Source organism: Mesorhizobium sp. AA23 (assembly GCF_001672435.1).
In the GTDB taxonomy this organism is placed as follows: domain Bacteria; phylum Pseudomonadota; class Alphaproteobacteria; order Rhizobiales; family Rhizobiaceae; genus Mesorhizobium.
On record NZ_LYTP01000014.1, the window covers coordinates 26,021 to 47,864 of the forward strand.

The window sequence follows — 21,844 nt, forward strand, 5'->3', positions numbered from 1 at the left end:
AGCGCGAAACGCACCGCTATCCTAACCTCCGAAGCGGAGCCTGCAAAGGCGCATGCCGGCATTTCGACTCGCCGCCGGAACAACGCTCCTCATTGCGGCGTTCTCCAACCAGTCTTGCAAGACCACCAACAAGGGCAAGACCACCAACAAGGGCAAGACCACCAACAAGGGGAAGTGATGCTGATCAGGCTCGGCTACGAAATCGCCATCGAATGCGATGCCGCGACGCCGATCATCGCGCTTCTCGACATCCACCCGGATCGCCATGCCGACATCAAGCGGCAGACTCGCTTTCTCACCTCGCCTTCGGTGCCGACGACCACCTATCGCGACAGCCATGGCAATATCTGCCGCCGCTTCACGGCGCCGGCCGGCGGTTTCCGCATCCTCTTTGATGGGGTGGTCGAGGACAGCGGCGAGGCCGACGAGATCAACACGCTGGCGCGCGAAATGCCGGTGGCGGACCTCCCGGACGAGGTGCTCGTCTACCTGCTCGGCAGCCGCTATTGCGAAACCGATCACCTCAGCAACCTCGCCTGGGAGCTGTTCGGCCACTTGCCGCCCGGCTGGGCGCGCGCGCAGGCGATCGTTGACTATGTCCATAGCCGGCTTTCGTTCGGCTACGGCTATGCCCGCGCCACCCGCACGGCGGCGCAGGCGCATGAGGAGCGCGTCGGCGTTTGCCGCGACTTCGCGCATCTCGCGATAGCGCTCTGCCGCGCGATGAACATTCCAGCGCGCTATGTGAACGGCTATCTCGGCGACATCGGCGTGCCGGCCGATCCGGCGCCGATGGATTTCTCAGCCTGGATGGAAGTGTTCCTTGACGGGAAATGGTACGCGTTCGATCCGCGCCACAATCGTCCAAGGATCGGCCGCGTCGTGATCGCGCGCGGCCGCGACGCCACCGACGTGCCGCTGCTGCACAGCTTCGGCCCGCATCGGCTTACCCTGTTCAAGGTGTGGACCTATGAGCAGCAAGGCAACCTGTTCAAGCCGCCGCATCACGGCATCGACAGGACCGCGAGCGCCCAGATGCTCGCGTAAGCCAGGCGGCTGTTTCACTGCGGCGCCAGCACCAGCGCTGACCCGCTTTGGCACAGGGCGCACTGTGCCGAAGCGGGAAGGGCCGCAATCGCTCCGCCACTCATGGTAAGCGCTTTATGAACGGCATTTCCCTATTGTGTTTCCATTTACCCGCCATTCACCTTCCTGTCTGCCGTGTTCCAGCAAAAACAATGAGTTAACTGTCGCTCCGCGCCTTCGAACAGAAGGGTGGCCGTGTCTGGCCGAAATCCTGCAGCGCTTCCGTTGAGCGGCACCGAAGCCGCAGCAGGCGAGGGTGACGATGCGGCAGTTGAAAGGTCTCGCTCGTGGGGTGGACGGCTTTGCGCGGGATCGCGGAGGCAATTTCGCGGTTCTGTTTGGGGCTGCCGCATCGGTGCTGGCGCTGGGGGTGGGATTCGCAGTCAATATCGCGCAGGTCTACAATGCGAGATCGAGTCTGCAGAGCGTCGTCGATGCCGCTGTGACTTCGACGGCACGCGATCTCACCCTAGGCATCATCAAGGAAGCCGATGCCAACGCATCGGTACAGGCATTTCTCGACGCGAACAGCGCGGCCGGCATCCTGCAGGCCGACCAGATCGTGCTCGACAAGCTCACCATCGACAGGACATCGAAGACCGTGCAGGTGAATGCGCATGCCGATGTCGGCCTCTATTTTCCGCTGTTCAGCGTTGGCGATATGCAGCGTGTCGGCGCCTCGACTACCGCGCTCTATTCCGACAAGAAGATCGAGGTGGCGATGATGCTCGACATCACCGGCTCCATGGCGGCCAACAAGCGCGCCAAGACCAATAAGATCGGCGACCTGCAGGCAGCCGCGTCGCAGACGGTCAAGGATCTCTTGGGACAGAACCGGGATCCCGGCGAGCCCCGGGTCCGGGTGGCGATCGTCCCCTATGCCGAGGCCCTCAACACTGGCGGCCTCGCCGACACCGTCTTCGTCGAGACGTCGACCGGACCGAAGCTGCCGCCGCCGATCGATGCGCCGCTTTCCATTTCCGTGACGACCGCGCCTGACAAATGCGCCACCGAGCGCAAGGACAAGGACGGCTATGCCGATTATTCGTCCGATGGCCCGTATACGCTGAGGCAGGACAACAATGGCAGGACCTATCAGGCCAAGGTCAACCGCGACTACCGCATGAAAGTGTGTCCATCCGCGGCTCTGGTTCCGCTGACGGCCGATCAGAACACGCTGCTCACGGCCATCGGTCATTTCCAAGCTGCGGGCGTGACGGCAGGTGGGGTTGCCGCGCAATGGGGCTATTACATGCTTTCTCCGTCCTGGCGTTCGGCCATCGCCGATGCCCGCCTGGGCACGGGTCCGGCGAATTTCGATCCGAAGAAAGTGGCAAAGATCGCCATCCTGATGACGGATGGCCAGTTCAACACCGCCTTTGCCCGCGGGCGCGGCACGTCCGCGTCCGACGACGAGGGCCGGAGGTCGCGCGCCAATGCCGAAGCCATTTGCGAGAATATGAAGCACGACGGCATAGAGGTTTTCACCATCGGCTTCGATCTCAACGATCCGTCGATGACGACGACCGAGAGGGATCAAGCGAGATCCGTATTGAAGGACTGTGCGACCGACGACACGTCGTCGCTCAAGCATTTTTACGAGGCCGCCACGGGCGCCGAACTGTCAGATGCCTTCGATCAGATCACCCGCAATATCGAGAAGCTCACCATCAATCGCTGACCCACAGGGCAGGCCGCGAGAAAAGGAAAAGGCCGCCGCTTCTTGACGAAGCAGGCGGCCTTCCGTGTTTCCGTCCATGACGCGGCTCCTGGCGGCGACCCCTTCGGGTCACCTGCCGCGCGTCTCGCGCCTTAACGGGAAGACTGCTTCCCGGAAGTGCAATCCGCTGAGCTCACGTTATGGAAAACGAAATCACTCGACATCGGATCACCTCCTTTCGGTTTGTTGAACACAGCCAAATGATGGGGTGCGTCGCGGCAAAACACAAGATGACGCTACGGAATGGCCGTGCATCGGGCGAGGATCATCCTCGCGCGATGCTTTTTCGCAACAGATCGGGATTGCGGTCGACAGGCCGGTAGACGACAGTGGCGCTCGAGGGCGGTGTTTCGCCTATCGGGAGGTGGGAATGGACGCCGCCGACAGAGCCGCGCGGATCGTACGCAGGGTCGTCGAGACGTTGAAGCCGGGTTTTGCGGTCAGGCTTTGGACCGGCGAGCGGATCGGGCCCGCCGACGGTCCGGTGCTTGCCATCAACGATCAGGACATCGTCTGGCAACTGCTGCGGCGTCCTGCCTTCTCGACGCTTGTCGAGATGTGGATTTCCAAGACCGTCGACATCGAAGAGGGCACGCTGTTCGACTTCTACGCCGTGCCCTCGCAGGGCAGGCTCAAGACGAAGCTCAGATCATTGCCCAAGCTGGAGATCCTGCGCGACCTCCCGGTAGTGCTGTTCTCGCGAAAACAGATGACGGCGCGCAGCGACCTCTCCGGCCGCAACCCTTATGTCAGCGGGTCGAACAAGGAAGCGATCCAGCATCACTACGACATCTCGAATGCCTTCTACCGGCTCTTCCTTGACGAGCGCATGGTCTATAGCTGCGGCTATTTCAAGGATTTCGCCAACGGCATCGACCAGGCGCAAGTCGACAAGCTCGACCATATCTGCCGCAAGCTCAGGCTGAAGCCCGGCGAAAGGCTGCTCGACATCGGCTGCGGCTGGGGCGCGATGCTGATCCATGCGGCGAAGCATTACGGCGTCGTCGGCCATGGCGTCTCGCTGTCGCGGGCCCAGACGGAGCTTGCCCGCGAGCGCATCCGCGCCGAGGGTCTCGAGGACCGTATCACCATCGAGATCAAATCCTACGCCGAGCTCTCCGGCACGTTCGACAAGATATCGTCCATCGGCATGTTCGAGCATCTGGGTATTGCCAATCACGACGCCTACTTTTCGGCCGTCCATCGTCTGCTCAAGCCCGGCGGAATCTATCTGCACCACGCCATCACCAGGCGCAGCAAGGGCGACATCCGCAAGACGTTGCGCAAGGGCCCGGAATACAAGGCGCTGATCAAATACATCTTCCCAGGTGGAGAGCTCGACACGATCGGCATGACGCTCGGCAATCTCGAGGCGCGTGGCTTCCTCGTCCATGATGTCGAGAACCTTCGCGAGCATTATCAGCGCACCTGCCGGCTGTGGGCCGAGCGTCTCCATGCGCGCTTCGACGAGGCGATCGCCGAGGTCGGCGAGGCGAAAGCGCGGCTATGGCTGCTCTATCTCACCGGCTGCTCGATCGCCTTCGAACGCGCCTCGGCGCAGATTTTCCAGACCGTCGCCACCAAGCGCGCGCGGGGACCAAGCGTCCTGCCGCCGACGCGTGAAGATTTGTACCGGTAGGGACAAGGCAGGTCAGGCGAACCGCACTTCCGCGCCGATCTCGACGCGTGCCGGCCGGTCGACGGTGCAATAAACGCCGATATTGTGGGCGTTATAGCGGACCAGGTTGCGCAGGATGCCGGGGTCGTTGTCGAAGCCGTCCTGGGCGATGATGGTGAAGCCGCAGCGGCGGCAGGGCTCGGAGATCGTGAGCAACAGATCGCCGATCGCGAGCTTGCGGCCGAGCCATTCCGTCTCCGGGAAGGAGCCTTCGACCGGCTCCATGTCGACGACGATGTTGGGGCGAAAGCGGCGCGAATCTGGCACGCCTTGCGGATGCAGCGCCTTCAGCCGCGCCAGCGAGGCGGTGGTGAGCAGATGGATCGGCGTCCTGCTGTATCGCTCGGCCGTGAGCGGGCCGGCATAGCCCGGCGCGTGCTCGCGGAAGTAAGGCCGGATCGAGGCGTCGAAGCCAAGAAATCCGGAAAGAACCCGGTCGCTTTCCGGGTCGGGCGCCGGCAGCCAGTCGCCGCCGGGCACGGCCACTTCGAGCCGGCGGTCTTCGGTCAGCCGGGTGCGAATCAGCGGCACCTTGTGCCATTTCGGTCCGCGGTCCGGCCTGGCGATCTCGCCATCCGACGCATCGACCAGGCCGAACAGCCGGTCGCCGTCGACAGTCGACGTGCCGACGGAGATGGCGTCCAGCCGCTCGCCGGCAAGCGAGCTCGCCGGATAGCGCCATAGCTGGCTGACGGTGCCGAGTGCGGCCTGCGCGTTCATCAGGCCCTTTTATTCTGCCGGTTGGCAACGAGATCGTCGACCACGGCGGGATCGGCGAGCGTCGAGGTGTCGCCCAGCGCGCCGTAATCGTCCTCGGCGATCTTGCGCAGGATGCGCCGCATGATCTTGCCTGAACGGGTCTTGGGCAGGCCCGGCGCGAACTGGATCTTGTCGGGCGTTGCGATGGCGCCGATCTCCTTGCGGACATGGGCGACAAGCTCCTTGCGCAGATCCTCGCTCGACGTCGTGCCGGACATCAGCGTGACGTAGCAGTAGATTCCCTGACCCTTGATATCGTGCGGATAGCCGACGACGGCGGCTTCCGAGACCTTGTCGTGGCTGACCAGCGCCGATTCAACTTCCGCCGTGCCCATGCGGTGGCCTGAAACGTTGATGACGTCGTCGACGCGGCCGGTGATCCAGTAGTAGCCGTCGGCGTCACGGCGGCAGCCGTCGCCGGTGAAGTATTTGCCCTTGTAAGTCGAGAAATAGGTCTGCACGAAACGGTCGTGATCGCCATAGACGGTGCGCATCTGGCCGGGCCAGGAATCGGTGATGCAGAGATTGCCGTCGGCCGCGCCTTCCAGCACCTTGCCTTCGCCATCGACCAGCTGCGGCTTGACGCCGAAGAAGGGCCGTGTCGCCGAGCCGGCCTTAAGGTCGGTGGCGCCCGGCAGCGGCGTGATCAGGATGCCGCCGGTCTCGGTCTGCCACCATGTGTCGACGATCGGCACCTTGGCGTTGCCGACGACGTTGAAATACCACTCCCAGGCTTCCGGATTGATCGGCTCGCCGACCGTGCCCAGCACGCGCAGCGACTTGCGCGAGGTCTTCTTCACATGGGAATCGCCGGCGCCCATCAGGGCGCGCAGCGCCGTCGGCGCGGTATAGAAGATGTTGACCTGGTGCTTGTCGACGACTTCCCAAAAGCGCGACTGCGACGGGTAGTTCGGCACGCCCTCGAACATCAGCGTCGTGGCGCCGTTGGCCAAAGGGCCATAGACGATGTAGCTGTGGCCGGTGACCCAGCCGACATCGGCGGTGCACCAGTAGATGTCGCCGTCATGGTAATCGAAGACATACTGGTGCGTCATCGAAACATAGACGAGATAGCCGGCGGTGGTGTGCAGTACGCCCTTCGGCTTGCCGGTCGAGCCCGAGGTGTAGAGGATGAACAGCGGGTGCTCCGCCTTCATCTTCTCGGGTTTGCAGTCGGCCTTAACGGTCGCGGCCTCGTCATGGTACCAGACGTCGCGGCCCGGCACCCAGCCGGTCTTGCCGCCGGTGCGTCGCACCACCACCACTTTTTCCACCTTGGTGCCGGCCTTGGCGGCGATGTCGATGGCCTTGTCGGTGTTGTCCTTCAGCGCAATCGGCTTGCCGCCGCGCAGGCCCTCGTCGGCGGTGATGACGATGGTCGACTTGCAGTCGTCGATGCGGCCGGCCAGCGCATCGGGCGAGAAGCCGCCGAAGACGACCGAATGGATCGCGCCGATACGCGTGCAGGCAAGCATCGCGTAAGCCGTTTCCGGGATCATCGGCATGTAGATGGTGACGCGGTCGCCCTTCTTGACGCCGTGCTTCTTCAGCACATTGGCCAAGCGGCAGACATGCGCATAGAGCTCGTTGTAGGTGATCTTCCTGTCATCGTAAGGGTTGTCGCCTTCCCAGATGATGGCGGTCTGGTTGCCGCGCTTCTTCAGATGCCGGTCGATGCAGTTGTAGGAAACGTTGGTCTGGCCGTCCTCGAACCACTTGATCGAGACCTTGCCGTCGAAGGAAGTGTTCTTGACCTTGGTGAAGGGCTTGAACCAGTCGATGCGCTTGCCGTGCTTGCCCCAAAACTTGTCCGGGTTCTTCACGCTGTCGGCATACCATTTGAGATAGGTGTCGTTGTCGATCAGCGCGTTTTTCTTCCACGCCGGCTGGACGCGGTGGACATGGACATCGGACATTTTCTAGCTTTCCTCCGAAACCGTTCCGCCGGCTTGATGTGCCGACGGCATCACGGCGAAGCAGCCGTGAATTCGCGGCATTATTAACAGTTCCGCCGTGACGGCAATATTAGACGTTGGATTCGCGCGGCGGGATGACGCAGGGGCAAGTGCAAACGCCTGTCAGCACTCTCGCCCTAGGGCTGCTAACCGTCTGTTTTTCCGATGGAAAACTTGGGTCTGATGTGCGAAAATCAATAGACGGTTAAGCAACGAGGCGCAGAGTTTCGCGTTGGGAGGAAAGGAGAATCAACTGAGGACGGCAATGCGCCATCATCTCGAAATGGACTTGATGCTCAGCGGCTATGGGCTGACCACGGCCAAGATCCTTTATCACTTCCCAGACCATCCACATCTGCTGCAAAGCTATATCTGGCAGGATTACGACATCGCGCCGGAGTTTCCGGTGCTGATCCGCTTCATCGAATTCTGGAAGACCAAGCTCGACGGCCCGCTGCATTCGGTGACGTACACGCACCAGAAGCTGATCGCGCCGAACGAGTGGCGGAAAGTGGACGGGGAGTTCGTGCTGCACTGAGCGGCGCAGAGGTTCTCTGTACGTCGAATGTTTGGCGGAAACGCCCATCACTCGTCATCCGCGGGCTTGGTAGGAACGGCCCGGTTCGTTTCAAGCGCTGGCGGAAGCGTTATCGATCGATTGTCGGGTCGGTAACAAGATGGCTACCAGCGTCTCGAGGCGCTTAGCGACTGCCGAAAATCGCCGAGCCCAGCCTGACGCTGGTCGCGCCGAAGGCGATCGCGGTCTCGTAATCGCCGGACATGCCCATCGAGAGCATTGCGACGCCGGCCTCGCCAGCGATCTTTTCCAAAAGCGCGAAATGCGGACCGGGATTCTCGTCCGCCGGCGGGATGCACATGAGGCCCTCAATGGCGAGGCCGTGCACCTCGCGGCAGCGTTTGACGAAAGCGACGGCGTCGCGCGGCTCGATGCCGGCCTTCTGCCGCTCGGAACCGGTGTTGACCTGGACATAGAGTTTCGGCGCCCGGCCTTGCCTGGCGGTCTCCTTGGCAAGCTCGGCGGCGATCTTCTCGCGATCGACGGTCTCGATGACATCGAAAAGCGCCACCGCTTCCTTCGTCTTGTTGGATTGCAGCGGCCCGATCAGGTGCAGCTCGATGTCGGGAAACGCAGCTTTCAGCGCCGGCCATTTACCTTGAGCTTCCTGCACGCGGTTCTCGCCGAAAACACGCTGGCCCGCCTCGATGAGCGGGCGGATATCTTCGGCCGCGAAGGTCTTCGAGACCGCAACCAGCATGACGGCGCCGGGCTCACGCTTTGCCTCGCGTTCGGCGCTTGCGATCTTCGCCTTGACCGCGCGAAGCTGTTCGACGGGGCTCGTCATGTCCATATCCTGCCCATAGTTTTAGCACCAACGCCGGATCGCCACAGTTGACGGGTCTGGCAATCCATGGTGAACACCGCGACGACATTGTCTCGGCTGCCGGCCTTGCCCAGCGCCGCGCACCCGCTTTTAAGTGAAAAACATCTGATGGCAACCGAACGATACAATCCGCGCACGTCAGAGCCCAAATGGCAGAAGGCCTGGGCCGAAAAGAAGCTGTTCGAGGCCAGGAACGAGGACCCGAAGCCGAAATACTACGTGCTCGAGATGTTCCCTTATCCCTCGGGGAAGATCCATATCGGCCACACCCGCAACTATACGATGGGCGACGTCGTCGCGCGCTACAAGCGGGCCAAGGGCTTCAACGTGCTGCACCCGATGGGTTGGGACGCCTTCGGCATGCCGGCCGAGAACGCAGCGATGCAGAACAAGGTTCATCCCAAGGACTGGACCTACGAAAACATCGCCGTCATGCGCGAGCAGCTCAAGATGATGGGCCTGTCGCTCGACTGGGCGCGGGAGTTCGCCACATGCGACGTCGACTACTATCACCGCCAGCAGATGCTGTTCCTCGACTTCGTCGAGAAGGGGCTGGTGACGCGCAAATCCTCCAAGGTCAACTGGGACCCGGCAGACATGACGGTGCTCGCCAACGAGCAGGTCATCGACGGCCGCGGCTGGCGCTCGGGCGCGCTGGTCGAGCAGCGCGAGTTGACGCAGTGGTTCTTCAAGATCACCGATTTCGCGCAGGACCTGCTGGATTCGCTCGGCCGTCTCGACGAATGGCCGGAGAAGGTCAAGCTGATGCAGCATAACTGGATCGGCCGCTCGGAAGGGCTGCTGATCCGCTGGCCGCTGGCGGCTGCAAGCTCTGCCAAGATCGGCGGCGACATGCACGAGCTGGAAGTCTACACGACCAGGCCGGACACCATCTTCGGCGCCTCCTTCATGGCGGTCGCGGCGGATCATCCGCTGGCCAAACAAGCCGCCGAGAACAATCCGGCGCTGGCCAAGTTCATCGACGAGGTCCGCCATATGGGCACCTCGGTGGCGGCGCTTGAGACGGCCGAAAAGAAGGGTTTCGATACCGGCATCCGCGTCGTCCATCCTTTCGACGACGGCTGGACGCTGCCTGTCTACGTCGCGAATTTCGTGCTGATGGAGTATGGCACGGGCGCCATCTTCGGCTGCCCGTCGGGCGATCAGCGCGACCTCGACTTCGCCAACAAATACGGCCTGCCGGTAGTCCCGGTAGTGATGCCGGAAGACGGCGACGCAAAAAGCTTCCAGATCACCGAGGAGGCCTATGTCGACGACGGCGTGATGATCAATTCGCGCTTCCTCGACGGCATGAAGCCGCAGCGCGCGTTCGACGAGGTGGCGAAGCTGCTCGAACAGAAGACGATCGGCGGCCGGCCGATGGCGGAGCGCAAGGTGAATTTCCGCCTGCGCGATTGGGGCATCTCGCGCCAGCGCTACTGGGGCTGCCCGATCCCGATGATCCACTGCGAGGCCTGCGGCGTGGTGCCGGTGCCGAAGGCCGATCTGCCGGTGAAACTGCCTGACGACATCGAGTTCGACCGTCCGGGCAATCCGCTCGATCGGCATCCGACATGGCGTCACGTGAAATGCCCGCAATGCGGGCGCGACGCGCGGCGCGAGACCGACACGATGGATACGTTCGTCGATTCGTCGTGGTATTTCGCGCGCTTCACCGCCCCCTGGGCGAACGAGCCGACCGAGCCGAAGGCGGCGGACGAGTGGCTGGCGGTGGACCAATATATCGGCGGCATCGAGCACGCGATCCTGCATCTGCTCTATTCGCGCTTCTTCACGCGTGCCATGCGCGAGACCGGCCATTTGAACCTCGCCGAGCCGTTCAAGGGCCTGTTCACGCAAGGCATGGTGGTGCACGAGACCTACCGCGTCGGCGGTCCGTCGACAAATGGGCGCTGGCTGTCGCCGAGCGAGGTCAGGATCGAGGATGCCGGCGGCAAGCGCCGCGCCATCGAGATCGCGACCGGCGAGGAAGCGACGATCGGCGCGCTCGAGAAGATGTCGAAATCGAAGAAGAACACGGTGAGTCCGGAGGAGATCACCGACGGCTACGGGGCCGATACCGCGCGCTGGTTCATGCTGTCGGACTCGCCGCCGGAGCGCGACGTCGAATGGACCGACGAAGGTGCCGCCGGCGCGCATCGCTTCGTGCAGCGCGTCTGGCGCCTGGTGCAGATCGCGGCCGAACAGCTTGCCGACGTGAAGCCGGCCGCGGCGAGCGAAGGCGAGGCAGGTGCCGTTTCCAAGGCCGCGCACAAGATCCTTAAGGCGATCGGCGAGGACATCGAGAAGCTCGGCTTCAACCGAGCTATCGCCCGCATCTACGAGCTTGCCAATGCGCTGGCCGTGCCGCTCAACGACGTCGCCGAAGGCAAGGCTGACGCGGCGCTGAAGGGCGCCTGCCGCGAGGCCGTCGAGATCCTGGTGCATGTGATCGCGCCGGTGATGCCGCATCTGGCCGAGGAATGCTGGGAGGCGTTGGGCGGCACCGAGATGGTCGCCGAACGGCCTTGGCCTGCCTACGATCCGGCCCTAGTCGTCGACAACGAGATCATGCTGCCGGTGCAGGTCAACGGCAAGAAGCGCGGGGATTTGACAATTGCCCGCGACGCGGATCAAGGTGCCGTCGAAAAAGCGGTGCTGGCTCTCGACTTCGTGCAGAAAGCGCTCGATGGTAAAGCCCCGCGCAAGGTGATCATCATCCCGCAGAGGATCGTCAATGTCGTTGCCTGATCCGGAAAAGTCACAGGCGGCGCGTTTGCTGCGTCGCGCTGCTCTCAGCGGCCTGATCGCCTCGCTGGCACTGGTCTCCGCCTGCACGGTGCGGCCGCTCTATTCCAGCGCGCCGCTCACCGCCGGGTCGCAGGTCGGGGCCGCCGCCGAGCTGGCCTCGATATCGATCAAGCCGGTCAGCACGCGCCCTGCGCAGCAGGTGCGCAACAACCTGATCTTCGCTTTCGGCCAGGGCTCGGGCGAGCCGGCATCGCCTGCCTATACGCTCGACCTCGGCGTCACCGAGCTTGTCGAGTCGGCGGCCATCGTTCAGGTGCAAACCGAAGAGGATGAGCCGACGGCGGGCACCGTGACCCTCACCGCCAATTATGTGCTCAGAGACGCCGCGACCGGCACTGTGGTCGCGCTCGGCAAGCGCTCGATTCCTTCCTCCTTCGACCGGCCGCGCCAGGAGTTTGCGGCCTACCGGGCGCAGATCGACGCCGAGAACCGCGCTGCCCGCGAGCTCGCCGATCTGCTCAGGCTGGCGATCGCCCAGGACCTGGCCAAGAATGGCAAGAAGGCCTGAGCTGGTCTCTGGGCGCCGCCGCGCTATTCCCCTATTCGAGGCAATAAAAAAGGCCAGGTTACCCCCGGCCTTTTGTTGTCTGCTCTCCGGCCTCAGCCAATCTTCTGGCCGGTCTTGGCCCAGTCGGCGAGGAAGGCGGCGAGGCCCTTGTCGGTGAGCGGATGGTTGACCAGCGCCTTCAACGTCGCCGGCGGCGCGGTCACGATATCGGCGCCGATCAAAGCCGCCTGCTTGACGTGGTTCACCGTACGCACGGAAGCGGTCAGGATCTCGGTCTTGAAATCGTAATTGTCGTAGATGGTGCGGATTTCCGAGATCAGCTCCATGCCGTCCGAGCCGGTGTCGTCGATGCGGCCGACGAAGGGCGAGATGAAGGAGGCGCCGGCCTTGGCGGCAAGCAGCGCCTGGTTGGCCGAGAAGCAGAGCGTGACGTTGACCATGCGGTTCATCTCGGTGCGGATCGTCTTGCAGGCCCTTAGCCCATCCAGCGTCAGCGGCACCTTGATGGCCACATTCGGCGCGATCTTGGCCAGCACCTCGGCCTCGGCCATCATCTCCTTGTACTCGGTCGCCACGACCTCGGCCGAGACCGGGCCTTCGACAATGTCGCAGATCTGCTTGGTGACCTCGGCGATCTTGCCGCCCGATTTCAGGATTAGCGACGGGTTGGTGGTGACGCCATCGAGCAGCCCCAGATCGTGCAGCTCCTTAATTTCCTTGATGTCAGCGGTATCGACAAAAAACTTCATGGCTGTCTCCTTGGGGATTGCCTGACGCCGGCCAGGCAGATGCGGGGGTCCCCTTTGATCTAGAGCAAAGTCGGGGCAAGGTCACGCCCGATGATCGAAGATTCGCCCTTTGTCGCGGCCGCGCCGGTGCTGGTGCCGATGCCGGCCGAACGGCCCTACACATATGCCGTGCCGCCAGGCATGCGCGTGGTGCCGGGCTCGATCGTGCGCGTGCCGCTGGGGCCGCGGCAGGTCGCCGGCATCGTCTGGGACGCCGTCGTCGAATCCGTCGATCCGAAAAAGCTGCGGCCGATCGAGGAGGTCTTCGACTGCCCGCCGATCGACAAGGCGATGCGCCGTTTCGTCGACTGGATCGCCCAATACACGCTGTCGGCGCCCGGCATGGTGGCGCGGATGTTGTTGAGGGCGCCGGAAGCTTTCGACCCGGAGCCGTGGATCGAAGGCCTGCAGCGCACGCTTGCCGAGCCCGACCGATTGACCGACGCGCGACGCCGCGTGCTGGAGACGGCCGAAGGCGGGCTTGCCTGGACGCGCTCCGGTCTCGCCCATGCGGCGGGTGTCTCCTCGACCGTCATCGATGGCTTGAGGGCACAAGGCGTGTTCGAGACGGTGATGATCCCGCCAAGGCCGGTGGTCGCCGCACCCGATCCCGGCCATGCTGTGCCGGCATTGATGCCGGACCAGAAGGCGGCGGCCGAGAAGCTGCGCGCGGCGACCGCCGCCGGCGCCTTCAACGTCACCCTGCTCGACGGCGTCACCGGATCGGGCAAGACGGAAGTCTATTTCGAGGCGGTGGCGGCGGCGCTCGACAAGGGCAAGCAGGTGCTGATCCTGCTGCCGGAGATCGCGCTGACGCACGCTTTCCTCGAGCGCTTCCAGGACCGCTTCGGAGCCAAACCGGCGGAGTGGCATTCGGACCTGCCGCCCCGGATGCGCGAACGCGTCTGGCGACAGGTGGCGGAGGGTGGCGTGCGCGTCGTCGCCGGGGCGCGCTCGGCGCTGTTCTTGCCGTTCAAGGAGCTAGGCCTGATCGTCGTCGACGAGGAGCATGACCCGGCCTACAAACAGGAAGACCGCGTCTTCTATAATGCGCGCGACATGGCGGTGGTGCGCGGCCATATCGGCGCTTTCCCGGTCGTGCTCGCCTCGGCGACGCCGTCGGTCGAGAGCCGCGTCAACGCCAGCCAGGGCCGCTACCAGCGCGCGGTGCTGTCGGCGCGTTTTGCCGAGGCGGCGCTCCCCGACCTGAAATCGATCGACATGCGGCGCGCGCCGCCGGCGCGCGGCGGTTTTCTGTCGCCTCTCCTTCTGGAGCAGATGGAGCGCACGCTGGAGAGACAAGAGCAGTCGCTGCTCTTCCTCAACCGGCGCGGCTATGCGCCGCTGACGCTCTGCCGCGTCTGCGGCCATCGCTTCGGCTGCCCGGTCTGCTCGGCCTGGCTGGTCGAGCATCGCTTTCGCGGCCAGCTCGTCTGCCATCATTGCGGCCACAATGAGCGGCGGCCGGAAGCCTGCCCGGAATGCGGCACGCTCGATCATCTGGTCGCCTGCGGGCCGGGCGTCGAGCGCATCGCCGAGGAAGTGGTGGCGCATTTCCCGGAAGCCCGCACGATCGTATTGTCGTCCGATCTCTTGGGCGGCGTGCGCCGGCTGCGGCTCGAGCTCGAGGCCGTCGCCAATGGCGAGGCCGATATCGTCATCGGCACGCAGCTCGTCGCCAAGGGTCACAACTTCCCCGGCATGACGCTCGTCGGCGTGGTCGACGCCGATCTCGGCCTCGCCAATGGCGATCCGCGCGCCGCCGAGCGCACCTTCCAGCTGCTCAGCCAGGTGACCGGGCGCGCGGGCCGCACCGGCAAGAAGAGCCTCGGCCTGCTGCAGACCTACCAGCCCGACCATCCGGTGATGCGGGCGATCGTCTCCGGCGATTCGGAAGCCTTCTACGAGCGCGAAATCGCGGAGCGGGAGCGCGCCGCGCTGCCACCGTTCGGCCGGCTCGCCGGCATCATCGTCAGTGCCGCGACACGCGCCGAGGCCGAAACCCATGCGCGGGGCTTGCGGCGCGCGGCACCTACAGCCTCCGATCTCTTCGTGCTCGGACCGGCCGAGGCGCCGCTGTCGCTGATCGGCGGCCGCCACCGCTTCCGCTTGCTTGTCCAGGGCGGGCGGCGCGCGGACATGCAAGGGTTTATTCGAGCCATGCTGGCGGAGGGGCCGAAGCTGCGCGGCTCCGTCAGGGTGCAGGTCGACATCGACCCGCAGAGCTTCCTATAAGCGAGCAAGACAGTCCCAACGGAGTGCTCGCTTTATGAAAACCCTCGGCCTTATCGGCGGCATGAGCTGGGAATCGACGGCGATCTACTACCGACTGCTCAACGAGATCGTGCGCGAGCGGCTGGGCGGGCTGCATTCGGCCGAGCTGTTGCTCTGGTCGTTCGACTTCGCCGAGATCGCCGAACGCCAGCATGCCGGCGACTGGGACGGCGCCGGTGTCCTTCTGGTAAAAGCAGCGCGCAAGCTGGAGGCCGGCGGCGCCGAGGGCTTGATGATTTGCACCAACACGATCCACATACTCGCCGACACGGTGCAAGCGGCCATCTCGATTCCCATTATCCATATCGCCGACGCAACTGGACACGCTGTTGTCGCCGCAGGCGTGAAGCGCCCGGCGCTGCTGGCGACACGCTTCACCATGGAACAGGATTTCTATAAAGGGCGGCTCGCCGACAAATACGGCCTGCAGCCGGTCGTGCCCGCCCAGGCCGGCCGCGACTTGGTGCACCGGATTATCTATGATGAGCTCTGCCAAGGCGTCGTCAAAGCCGACTCGAAGTCCGCCTACGTCGAGGAAGTCGGCCGTCTGCGGCGCGACGAAAAGATCGACGGCCTCATCATGGGCTGCACCGAGATCACCATACTGATCGGCCAGGGCGATTTCGACATGCCGGTGTTCGACACCACGCGCATCCATGCCGAGGCAGCGATCGACTTCGCATTGTCCTGATCGGGCGCTGTTCTGTCGCTTCTTCTCTTGCGGTCTTTTCAAATGTGCCGGCCGACATCTGGCGCGCGGATTTTCCTCGGCTAGAATGCCGGCAATTTCAGAACAAGACTTTACGAGGGGGATCAGATGGAGTTCGCGTTTCCGTGGCCGGCGAGCCAGGGCGAGTGGCTGGCATGGTCGAGCGCCGTCGTGACGCTGCTCATCGGCCTCGTCCTCTTCCTGGCGCCGAATCTCGCCTTCCGCATCCTGCGCCTGCAGGCAAAGCCGGAGAAAGCGGCGGCGATCGCCGAAGGGCGCGGCCGCATGTCGGGCTTCTATCTCGGCGTCAGCCTGTGTTGCATCCTGCTCGCGCAGCCGCTGCTCTATATGGCGCTCGGCTTCTCATGGCTGTTCACCGCTTTCGGTCGGCTTTTGTCGATGATGTCGGACGGCGCCAATACACCTTTCAACTGGGCTTCCATCGTGGTTGAATTGGCCCTGGCGGCGCTGCCGCTTGCCTTCGCCTTCGGCTTCGTACCGTGAATTCGTGACTAATCCGCCGCTCAGGCTCGGCCTTCGCCGCCGGATGCGACAAAAGTGCCTGAAAACCATGCCGGACGATGCATTGCGGTCTCAAAAGGCCTGTGCTAGACGGCAATCGACTTTCGGCCGGGGATAGCGGAAGGCATCCCTCCGTGCTTGGAAAAATCGTAGTAAGGTCAAAGATTTAGCCAGAGTTTTCGCTCGCGCCAACAATCTGCGGCCTGTCAGACAAGAGAAAAGACGGTCCGTGGCCCAATCGTCATCGCCAATCTCAGCTGTCGCAGAGCGCTATGCAAGCTCGTTGTTCGAGCTCGCGCTGCAGGAAAATTCGGTCGCCCAGGTCGAGGCCGACCTCAACGATTTCGAGGCGATGCTGAACGGCAGCGCCGACCTTGCCCGGCTCATCAACAGCCCGGTGTTCTCCAGCGACGATCAGGCCAAGGCGATCGGGGCGATCATCTCCAGAGCCAACATCACCGGCCTCGTCGGCAATTTCCTGCGCGTCGTCGCCCGCAACCGCCGCCTGTTCGCCGTGCCCGGCATGATCAAGGCGTTCCGCCAGATTGCCGCCGACCACCGTGGCGAGGCGTCCGCCGAAGTCACCTCCGCGCATGCGCTGACGGATGCGCAGCAGGCCGAACTCAAGGCGACGCTGACGGGCATCGCCGGCAAGGACGTGGCCATCGCTATGACCGTCGACCCGTCGCTGCTCGGCGGCTTGATCGTCAAGATGGGCTCGCGCCAGATCGATACGTCGCTCAAAACCAAACTCAATTCGCTCAAGCTTGCACTGAAAGAGGTCGGCTGATGGACATCCGCGCCGCGGAAATTTCCGCAATTCTGAAAGACCAGATCAAGAATTTCGGCAAGGAGGCCGAGGTCTCCGAAGTCGGCCAGGTTCTGTCCGTCGGTGACGGCATTGCCCGCGTCTACGGGCTCGATAACGTCCAGGCGGGCGAGATGGTCGAATTCCCGGGCGGCATCCGCGGCATGGCGCTGAACCTCGAAGCCGACAATGTCGGCGTCGTCATCTTCGGCAACGACCGTGACATCAAGGAAGGCGACACCGTCAAGCGCACCGGCGCCATCGTCGATGTTCCGGTCGGTCCCGGCCTGCTCGGCCGCGTGGTCGACGCGCTCGGCAATCCGATCGACGGCAAGGGCCCGATCCAGGCGACCGAACGCCGCCGCGTCGACGTCAAGGCGCCCGGCATCATTCCGCGCAAGTCGGTGCATGAGCCGATGTCGACCGGCCTCAAGGCCATCGACGCGCTGATCCCGGTCGGCCGCGGTCAGCGCGAGCTGGTCATCGGCGACCGTCAGACCGGCAAGACCGCCATCATCCTCGACACGATGCTGAACCAGAAGTCGGTGCACGACAACGGCCCGGAGAAGGAGAAGCTCTACTGCGTCTACGTCGCTGTCGGCCAGAAGCGCTCGACCGTCGCGCAGTTCGTCAAGGTGCTCGAGGAGCGCGGCGCGCTCGACTACTCCATCATCATCGCCGCCACCGCGTCGGATCCGGCGCCGATGCAGTTCCTGGCGCCGTTCGCCGGCTGCACCATGGGCGAATATTTCCGCGACAATGGCATGCATGCCCTCATCAGCTATGACGACCTGTCGAAGCAGGCCGTCGCCTACCGCCAGATGTCGCTGCTGCTGCGCCGCCCGCCGGGTCGCGAAGCCTATCCGGGCGACGTGTTCTACCTGCATTCGCGCCTGCTGGAGCGCGCCGCGAAGCTCAATGACGATAATGGCAACGGCTCGCTGACCGCGCTGCCCATCATCGAGACGCAGGCCAACGACGTGTCGGCATACATCCCGACCAACGTGATCTCGATCACCGACGGCCAGATCTTCCTCGAGACCAACCTCTTCTTCCAGGGCATCCGCCCGGCGGTGAACGTCGGTCTGTCAGTGTCGCGCGTCGGCTCCTCGGCGCAGGTCAAGGCGATGAAGCAGGTCGCCGGCTCGATCAAGGGCGAGCTCGCGCAGTACCGCGAAATGGCGGCCTTCGCGCAGTTCGGCTCCGACCTCGACGCCGCCACCCAGCGTCTGCTCAATCGCGGTTCGCGCCTGACGGAGCTCCTGAAGCAGCCGCAGTTCTCGCCGCTCAAGACCGAAGAGCAGGTCGCAGTGATCTTCGCCGGCGTCAATGGCTATCTCGACAAACTGGCGCTGAACCAGGTCGGCAAGTTCGAGCACGGCCTGCTCAGCCACATGCGCTCGGCCGGCAAGGACGTGCTCGACGGCATCCGCAAGGAGAAGGCGCTGTCGGACGACTTGCGCGGCAAGCTCAAGGCCGAGATCGACGCCTTCGCCAAGACCTTCGCTTAACGAACAGCCGGACGCACGGGATCAGGTTTGAAGCATGCCTTCATTAAAAGACCTTCGTAACCGTATCGCCTCGGTCAAGGCGACGCAGAAGATCACCAAGGCGATGCAGATGGTCGCCGCGGCGAAGCTGCGTCGCGCGCAGGAAGCGGCCGAAGCGGCGCGTCCCTATTCCGAGCGGATGGGGGCGGTGCTGGCCAACATCACCCAGGCGATTGGCGGCGGCGGCGATGCCCCGGCGCTGATGACGGGCACCGGCAGGGACGACGTGCATCTGCTCATCGTCTGCACCGCCGAGCGCGGCCTGTGCGGCGGCTTCAATTCCCAGATCGCGCGCCTGGCCCGCGAGCATATTCGTAAGCTTCTCGCCGACGGCAAGCAGGTCAAGATCATCTGCGTCGGCAAGAAGGGTTTTGACATCCTGCGCCGCGAGTACGGCTCGCTGATCCTCGAGCGCGTCGACCTGCGCGAGGTCAAGACGCTCGGCTTCGTCAATGCCGATGCGATCGCGCGCAAGGTGATCAACCTGTTCAACCAGGGCGGCTTCGACGTCTGCACGCTGTTCTATTCGCAGTTCAAGTCGGTGATCAGCCAGATTCCGACGGCGCAGCAGATCATCCCGGCGGCCCCTGCTTCCGCCGCTGCCGAGACGAGCAACGGCGCCACGGCCGTCTACGAATACGAGCCGGAGCCGGGCGAGATCCTCTCCGACCTCATCCCGCGCAACATCGCGGTGCAGATCTTCCGCGCGCTGCTGGAAAACGCGGCCGGCGAGATGGGCGCCAAGATGAGCGCGATGGACAATGCGACGCGCAACGCCGGCGACATGATCAACAGGCTGTCGATTACCTACAATCGCCAGCGGCAGGCGCAGATCACCAAGGAACTCATCGAAATCATTTCGGGCGCCGAGGCGCTCTAGGCGCGCCCCGCCGCCGAGGCCATCGACCTCGCGGCAGAAGGCGTGAGCAACAGACAGACGAAAAGGGCAAAGACGATGGCGAAAGCAGCTACCCCGAAGACCGCCGCCAAGGCGGCACCGGCCCCCAAGGCGGCAAAGGCTCCGGCAGCAGCCGCGAATGCCGCTCCGGCCAAGAAGGCGGCCGCTCCGGCCAAGGCAGCGGCTCCGGCGAAGGCGGCCAGCGTTGCGGCGAAGCGGGTCGGCGCCGCCGGCAAGGTGCGCCAGGTCATCGGCGCCGTCGTCGACGTCCAGTTCGAAGATCATTTGCCGGCCATTCTGAATGCGCTGGAAACCGACAATGTCGGCAACCGCCTGGTCCTCGAAGTCGCCCAGCATCTCGGCGAGAACACCGTGCGCTGCATCGCCATGGACTCGACCGAAGGTCTCGTGCGCGGCCAGGATGTCTATGACACCGGCGGACCGATTTCGGTGCCGGTCGGCCCGGGCATGCTCGGCCGCATCATCAACGTCATCGGCGAGCCGGTCGACGAGGCCGGCCCCGTCGACGCCGTCGAAATGCGCGCCATCCACCAGCCGGCTCCGGCCTATGTCGACCAGTCGACAGAAGCGCAGATCCTGGTCACCGGCATCAAGGTTCTCGACCTGCTGGCGCCTTATGCCCGCGGCGGCAAGATCGGCCTGTTCGGCGGCGCCGGCGTCGGCAAGACCGTGCTGATCCAGGAGCTGATCAACAACGTCGCCAAGGCCCACGGCGGCTTCTCGGTGTTCGCCGGCGTCGGCGAGCGCACCCGCGAAGGCAACGACCTCTATCACGAGTTCATCGAATCGGGCGTCAACAAGAAGGGCGGCGGCCAGGGCTCGAAGGCCGCGCTGGTGTACGGCCAGATGAACGAGCCGCCGGGCGCGCGCGCCCGCGTCGGCCTGACCGGCCTCACCGTCGCCGAGTATTTCCGCGACCAGGGCCAGGACGTGCTGTTCTTCGTCGACAACATCTTCCGCTTCACCCAGGCGGGCTCGGAAGTGTCGGCGCTGCTCGGCCGCATCCCCTCGGCCGTGGGCTATCAGCCGACGCTCGCCACCGACATGGGCGCGCTGCAGGAGCGCATCACGACCACGACCAAGGGCTCGATCACCTCGGTGCAGGCCATCTACGTTCCGGCCGACGACTTGACCGACCCGGCGCCGGCCACCTCCTTCGCCCACCTCGACGCCACGACCGTGCTCAACCGCGCGATCTCGGAAAAGGGCATCTACCCGGCCGTTGATCCGCTCGATTCGACCTCGCGTATGCTCGACCCGATGGTTGTCGGCGAGGAGCACTACCAGGTCGCCCGCCAGGTGCAGTCGATCCTGCAGCGCTACAAGTCGCTGCAGGACATCATCGCCATCCTTGGCATGGACGAGCTGTCGGAAGAGGACAAGCAGACCGTTGCCCGCGCCCGCAAGATCGAGCGCTTCCTGTCGCAGCCGTTCTTCGTCGCCGAAGTGTTCACGGGCTCGCCCGGCAAGCTGGTCGACCTTGCCGACACCATCAAGGGCTTCAAGGGCCTCTGCGCCGGCGATTACGATCATCTGCCCGAAGCCGCCTTCTACATGGTCGGCGGCATTGAGGAAGCGGTCGAGAAGGCGCAGCGCCTGGCGGCTGAAGCGGCGTAAAGAAGCGAATAGCGAATAGGGAGTAGCGAATAGGGATCAGTGGGCCGGCCGAGTTTTTCACTACTCGCTACTCGCTATTCCTACTCGCTAGATTGGCATGGCTGAAGCTTTCAAGTTCGAATTGGTCTCGCCGGAGCGGCTGCTCGTTTCCGAGCAGGTCGAGTCCGTCGTCATCCCGGGCGCCGAAGGCGAGATGACCGTGATGGCGCAGCACGCTCCGGTCATGACCACGATCAAGCCCGGCGTCGTCACGGTGAAAACCGCGGCGGGCAAGGAAGAGCGCTACGTCGTGTTCGGCGGCTTCGCCGACATCCTGCCCTCCGGCTGCACGCTGCTGGCCGAATCGGCGGTCGCCGTCGGCGACATCGACCGCGCTGACCTCGCCCGCCGCATCCAGGAAGCCAGGGAAGACGCCGCCGACGCCAAGGACGACGAGGCCCGCAGCAAGGCCGAGCAGTTTCTCAGCCAGCTCACCACGTTGGAAGGCGCGCTGCTGCCGGCCTGACGGCGGCCTCTTACGATGGACTGAAAGAGAGCGGGCTTGCCCCGGGGCTTGCCCCGCTTTTTTGTTTGCCCCGTTTTCTCGTTTTCTCGTTTGGGAGACGGTCCGCCCTGCTTGTCAGGGTGTCGTGCCGTTTCATGCAAACGGCGAGCCGCTCTAATCTCGTCAGCAAGGCAGTGCGCCTGTTCTGAAACTCGAACGGGGGCCGACTATGCCACACGGCAGGTCGTGAACG

Annotated in this window: 19 protein-coding genes; 15 read left to right on the top strand and 4 right to left on the bottom strand. The window is 64.0% G+C overall.

Features of this window, described 5'->3' with window-relative positions; genetic code table 11:
- Nucleotides 1–52 precede the first annotated feature (52 nt).
- From A9K66_RS31490 to A9K66_RS15425, 4 genes are all read left to right on the top strand, one after another.
- Entirely contained in the window at nt 53–178 is a 126-nt protein-coding gene (locus tag A9K66_RS31490; RefSeq protein WP_278057108.1) for a hypothetical protein, read from the top strand.
- Nucleotides 178–1,047: a transglutaminase family protein gene (locus A9K66_RS15415; protein WP_067324945.1), complete on the top strand. Its 870-nt coding sequence runs from the start codon at nt 178–180 to the stop codon at nt 1,045–1,047. The genes A9K66_RS31490 and A9K66_RS15415 overlap by 1 nt, the downstream gene beginning before the upstream one ends.
- Before the next feature lie 301 nt (nt 1,048–1,348).
- Complete coding sequence (locus tag A9K66_RS15420) at nt 1,349–2,767, top strand: pilus assembly protein (RefSeq protein WP_067325002.1); 1,419 nt, start codon at nt 1,349–1,351, stop codon at nt 2,765–2,767.
- A 409-nt stretch (nt 2,768–3,176) separates the two neighbouring features.
- A complete protein-coding gene (locus tag A9K66_RS15425; protein WP_067324947.1) occupies nt 3,177–4,445 on the top strand; it encodes a cyclopropane-fatty-acyl-phospholipid synthase family protein in 1,269 nt (422 codons plus the stop codon).
- A gap of 12 nt (nt 4,446–4,457) precedes the next feature.
- On the opposite strand, the gene A9K66_RS15430 is transcribed toward A9K66_RS15425, so the two are convergent.
- Both A9K66_RS15430 and acs read right to left on the bottom strand, forming a co-directional pair.
- Complete coding sequence (locus tag A9K66_RS15430; protein ID WP_067324949.1) at nt 4,458–5,204, bottom strand: MOSC N-terminal beta barrel domain-containing protein; 747 nt, start codon at nt 5,202–5,204, stop codon at nt 4,458–4,460.
- Complete coding sequence (gene acs, locus A9K66_RS15435) at nt 5,204–7,159, bottom strand: acetate--CoA ligase (RefSeq protein WP_067324951.1); 1,956 nt, start codon at nt 7,157–7,159, stop codon at nt 5,204–5,206. Before acs ends, A9K66_RS15430 begins: the two co-directional genes overlap by 1 nt.
- A 304-nt stretch (nt 7,160–7,463) precedes the next feature.
- Between acs and A9K66_RS15440 the strand changes: the two genes are divergently transcribed.
- Nucleotides 7,464–7,736: an aspartate-semialdehyde dehydrogenase gene (locus A9K66_RS15440; protein WP_067001506.1), complete on the top strand. Its 273-nt coding sequence runs from the start codon at nt 7,464–7,466 to the stop codon at nt 7,734–7,736.
- A 163-nt stretch (nt 7,737–7,899) separates the two neighbouring features.
- Here A9K66_RS15440 and A9K66_RS15445 read toward each other — a convergent pair whose 3' ends face one another.
- A complete protein-coding gene (locus A9K66_RS15445; RefSeq protein WP_067325004.1) occupies nt 7,900–8,562 on the bottom strand; it encodes a YggS family pyridoxal phosphate-dependent enzyme in 663 nt (220 codons plus the stop codon).
- A gap of 147 nt (nt 8,563–8,709) precedes the next feature.
- On the opposite strand from A9K66_RS15445, the gene leuS reads away from it, so the two are divergent.
- Nucleotides 8,710–11,352, top strand: a complete 2,643-nt coding sequence (leuS, locus tag A9K66_RS15450) for a leucine--tRNA ligase (RefSeq protein WP_067324953.1) — start codon at nt 8,710–8,712, stop codon at nt 11,350–11,352.
- A complete protein-coding gene (gene lptE / locus A9K66_RS15455; RefSeq protein WP_067324955.1) occupies nt 11,339–11,920 on the top strand; it encodes an LPS assembly lipoprotein LptE in 582 nt (193 codons plus the stop codon). The genes leuS and lptE overlap by 14 nt, the downstream gene beginning before the upstream one ends.
- A gap of 92 nt (nt 11,921–12,012) precedes the next feature.
- Here the strand turns inward: lptE and fsa are convergent, their stop codons facing one another.
- On the bottom strand, nt 12,013–12,669 hold the full coding sequence (gene fsa, locus A9K66_RS15460) for a fructose-6-phosphate aldolase (RefSeq protein ID WP_067324957.1): 657 nt from the start codon (nt 12,667–12,669) through the stop codon (nt 12,013–12,015).
- Between the two features lie 90 nt (nt 12,670–12,759).
- On the opposite strand from fsa, the gene A9K66_RS15465 reads away from it, so the two are divergent.
- The 8 genes from A9K66_RS15465 (at nt 12,760) to A9K66_RS15500 (ending at nt 21,612) form a co-directional block, all read left to right on the top strand.
- Nucleotides 12,760–14,943 (top strand): primosomal protein N', encoded by a 2,184-nt coding sequence (locus A9K66_RS15465; RefSeq protein ID WP_067324959.1) that lies wholly within the window; start codon nt 12,760–12,762, stop codon nt 14,941–14,943.
- Nucleotides 14,944–14,977: 34 nt separating this feature from the next.
- Entirely contained in the window at nt 14,978–15,673 is a 696-nt protein-coding gene (locus tag A9K66_RS15470; protein WP_067324961.1) for an aspartate/glutamate racemase family protein, read from the top strand.
- A gap of 126 nt (nt 15,674–15,799) precedes the next feature.
- Complete coding sequence (locus tag A9K66_RS15475) at nt 15,800–16,195, top strand: DUF4345 family protein (protein ID WP_067324963.1); 396 nt, start codon at nt 15,800–15,802, stop codon at nt 16,193–16,195.
- A 247-nt stretch (nt 16,196–16,442) separates the two neighbouring features.
- Nucleotides 16,443–17,003, top strand: a complete 561-nt coding sequence (locus A9K66_RS15480) for a F0F1 ATP synthase subunit delta (RefSeq protein ID WP_067324965.1) — start codon at nt 16,443–16,445, stop codon at nt 17,001–17,003.
- Complete coding sequence (atpA, locus tag A9K66_RS15485; protein ID WP_067001528.1) at nt 17,003–18,532, top strand: F0F1 ATP synthase subunit alpha; 1,530 nt, start codon at nt 17,003–17,005, stop codon at nt 18,530–18,532. The genes A9K66_RS15480 and atpA overlap by 1 nt, the downstream gene beginning before the upstream one ends.
- A 34-nt stretch (nt 18,533–18,566) precedes the next feature.
- Nucleotides 18,567–19,451, top strand: a complete 885-nt coding sequence (locus A9K66_RS15490; protein WP_067001531.1) for a F0F1 ATP synthase subunit gamma — start codon at nt 18,567–18,569, stop codon at nt 19,449–19,451.
- Nucleotides 19,452–19,526: 75 nt separating this feature from the next.
- On the top strand, nt 19,527–21,107 hold the full coding sequence (gene atpD / locus A9K66_RS15495) for a F0F1 ATP synthase subunit beta (protein ID WP_067002177.1): 1,581 nt from the start codon (nt 19,527–19,529) through the stop codon (nt 21,105–21,107).
- Between the two features lie 97 nt (nt 21,108–21,204).
- Nucleotides 21,205–21,612, top strand: a complete 408-nt coding sequence (locus tag A9K66_RS15500; protein WP_067001534.1) for a F0F1 ATP synthase subunit epsilon — start codon at nt 21,205–21,207, stop codon at nt 21,610–21,612.
- Nucleotides 21,613–21,844: the final 232 nt, after the last annotated feature.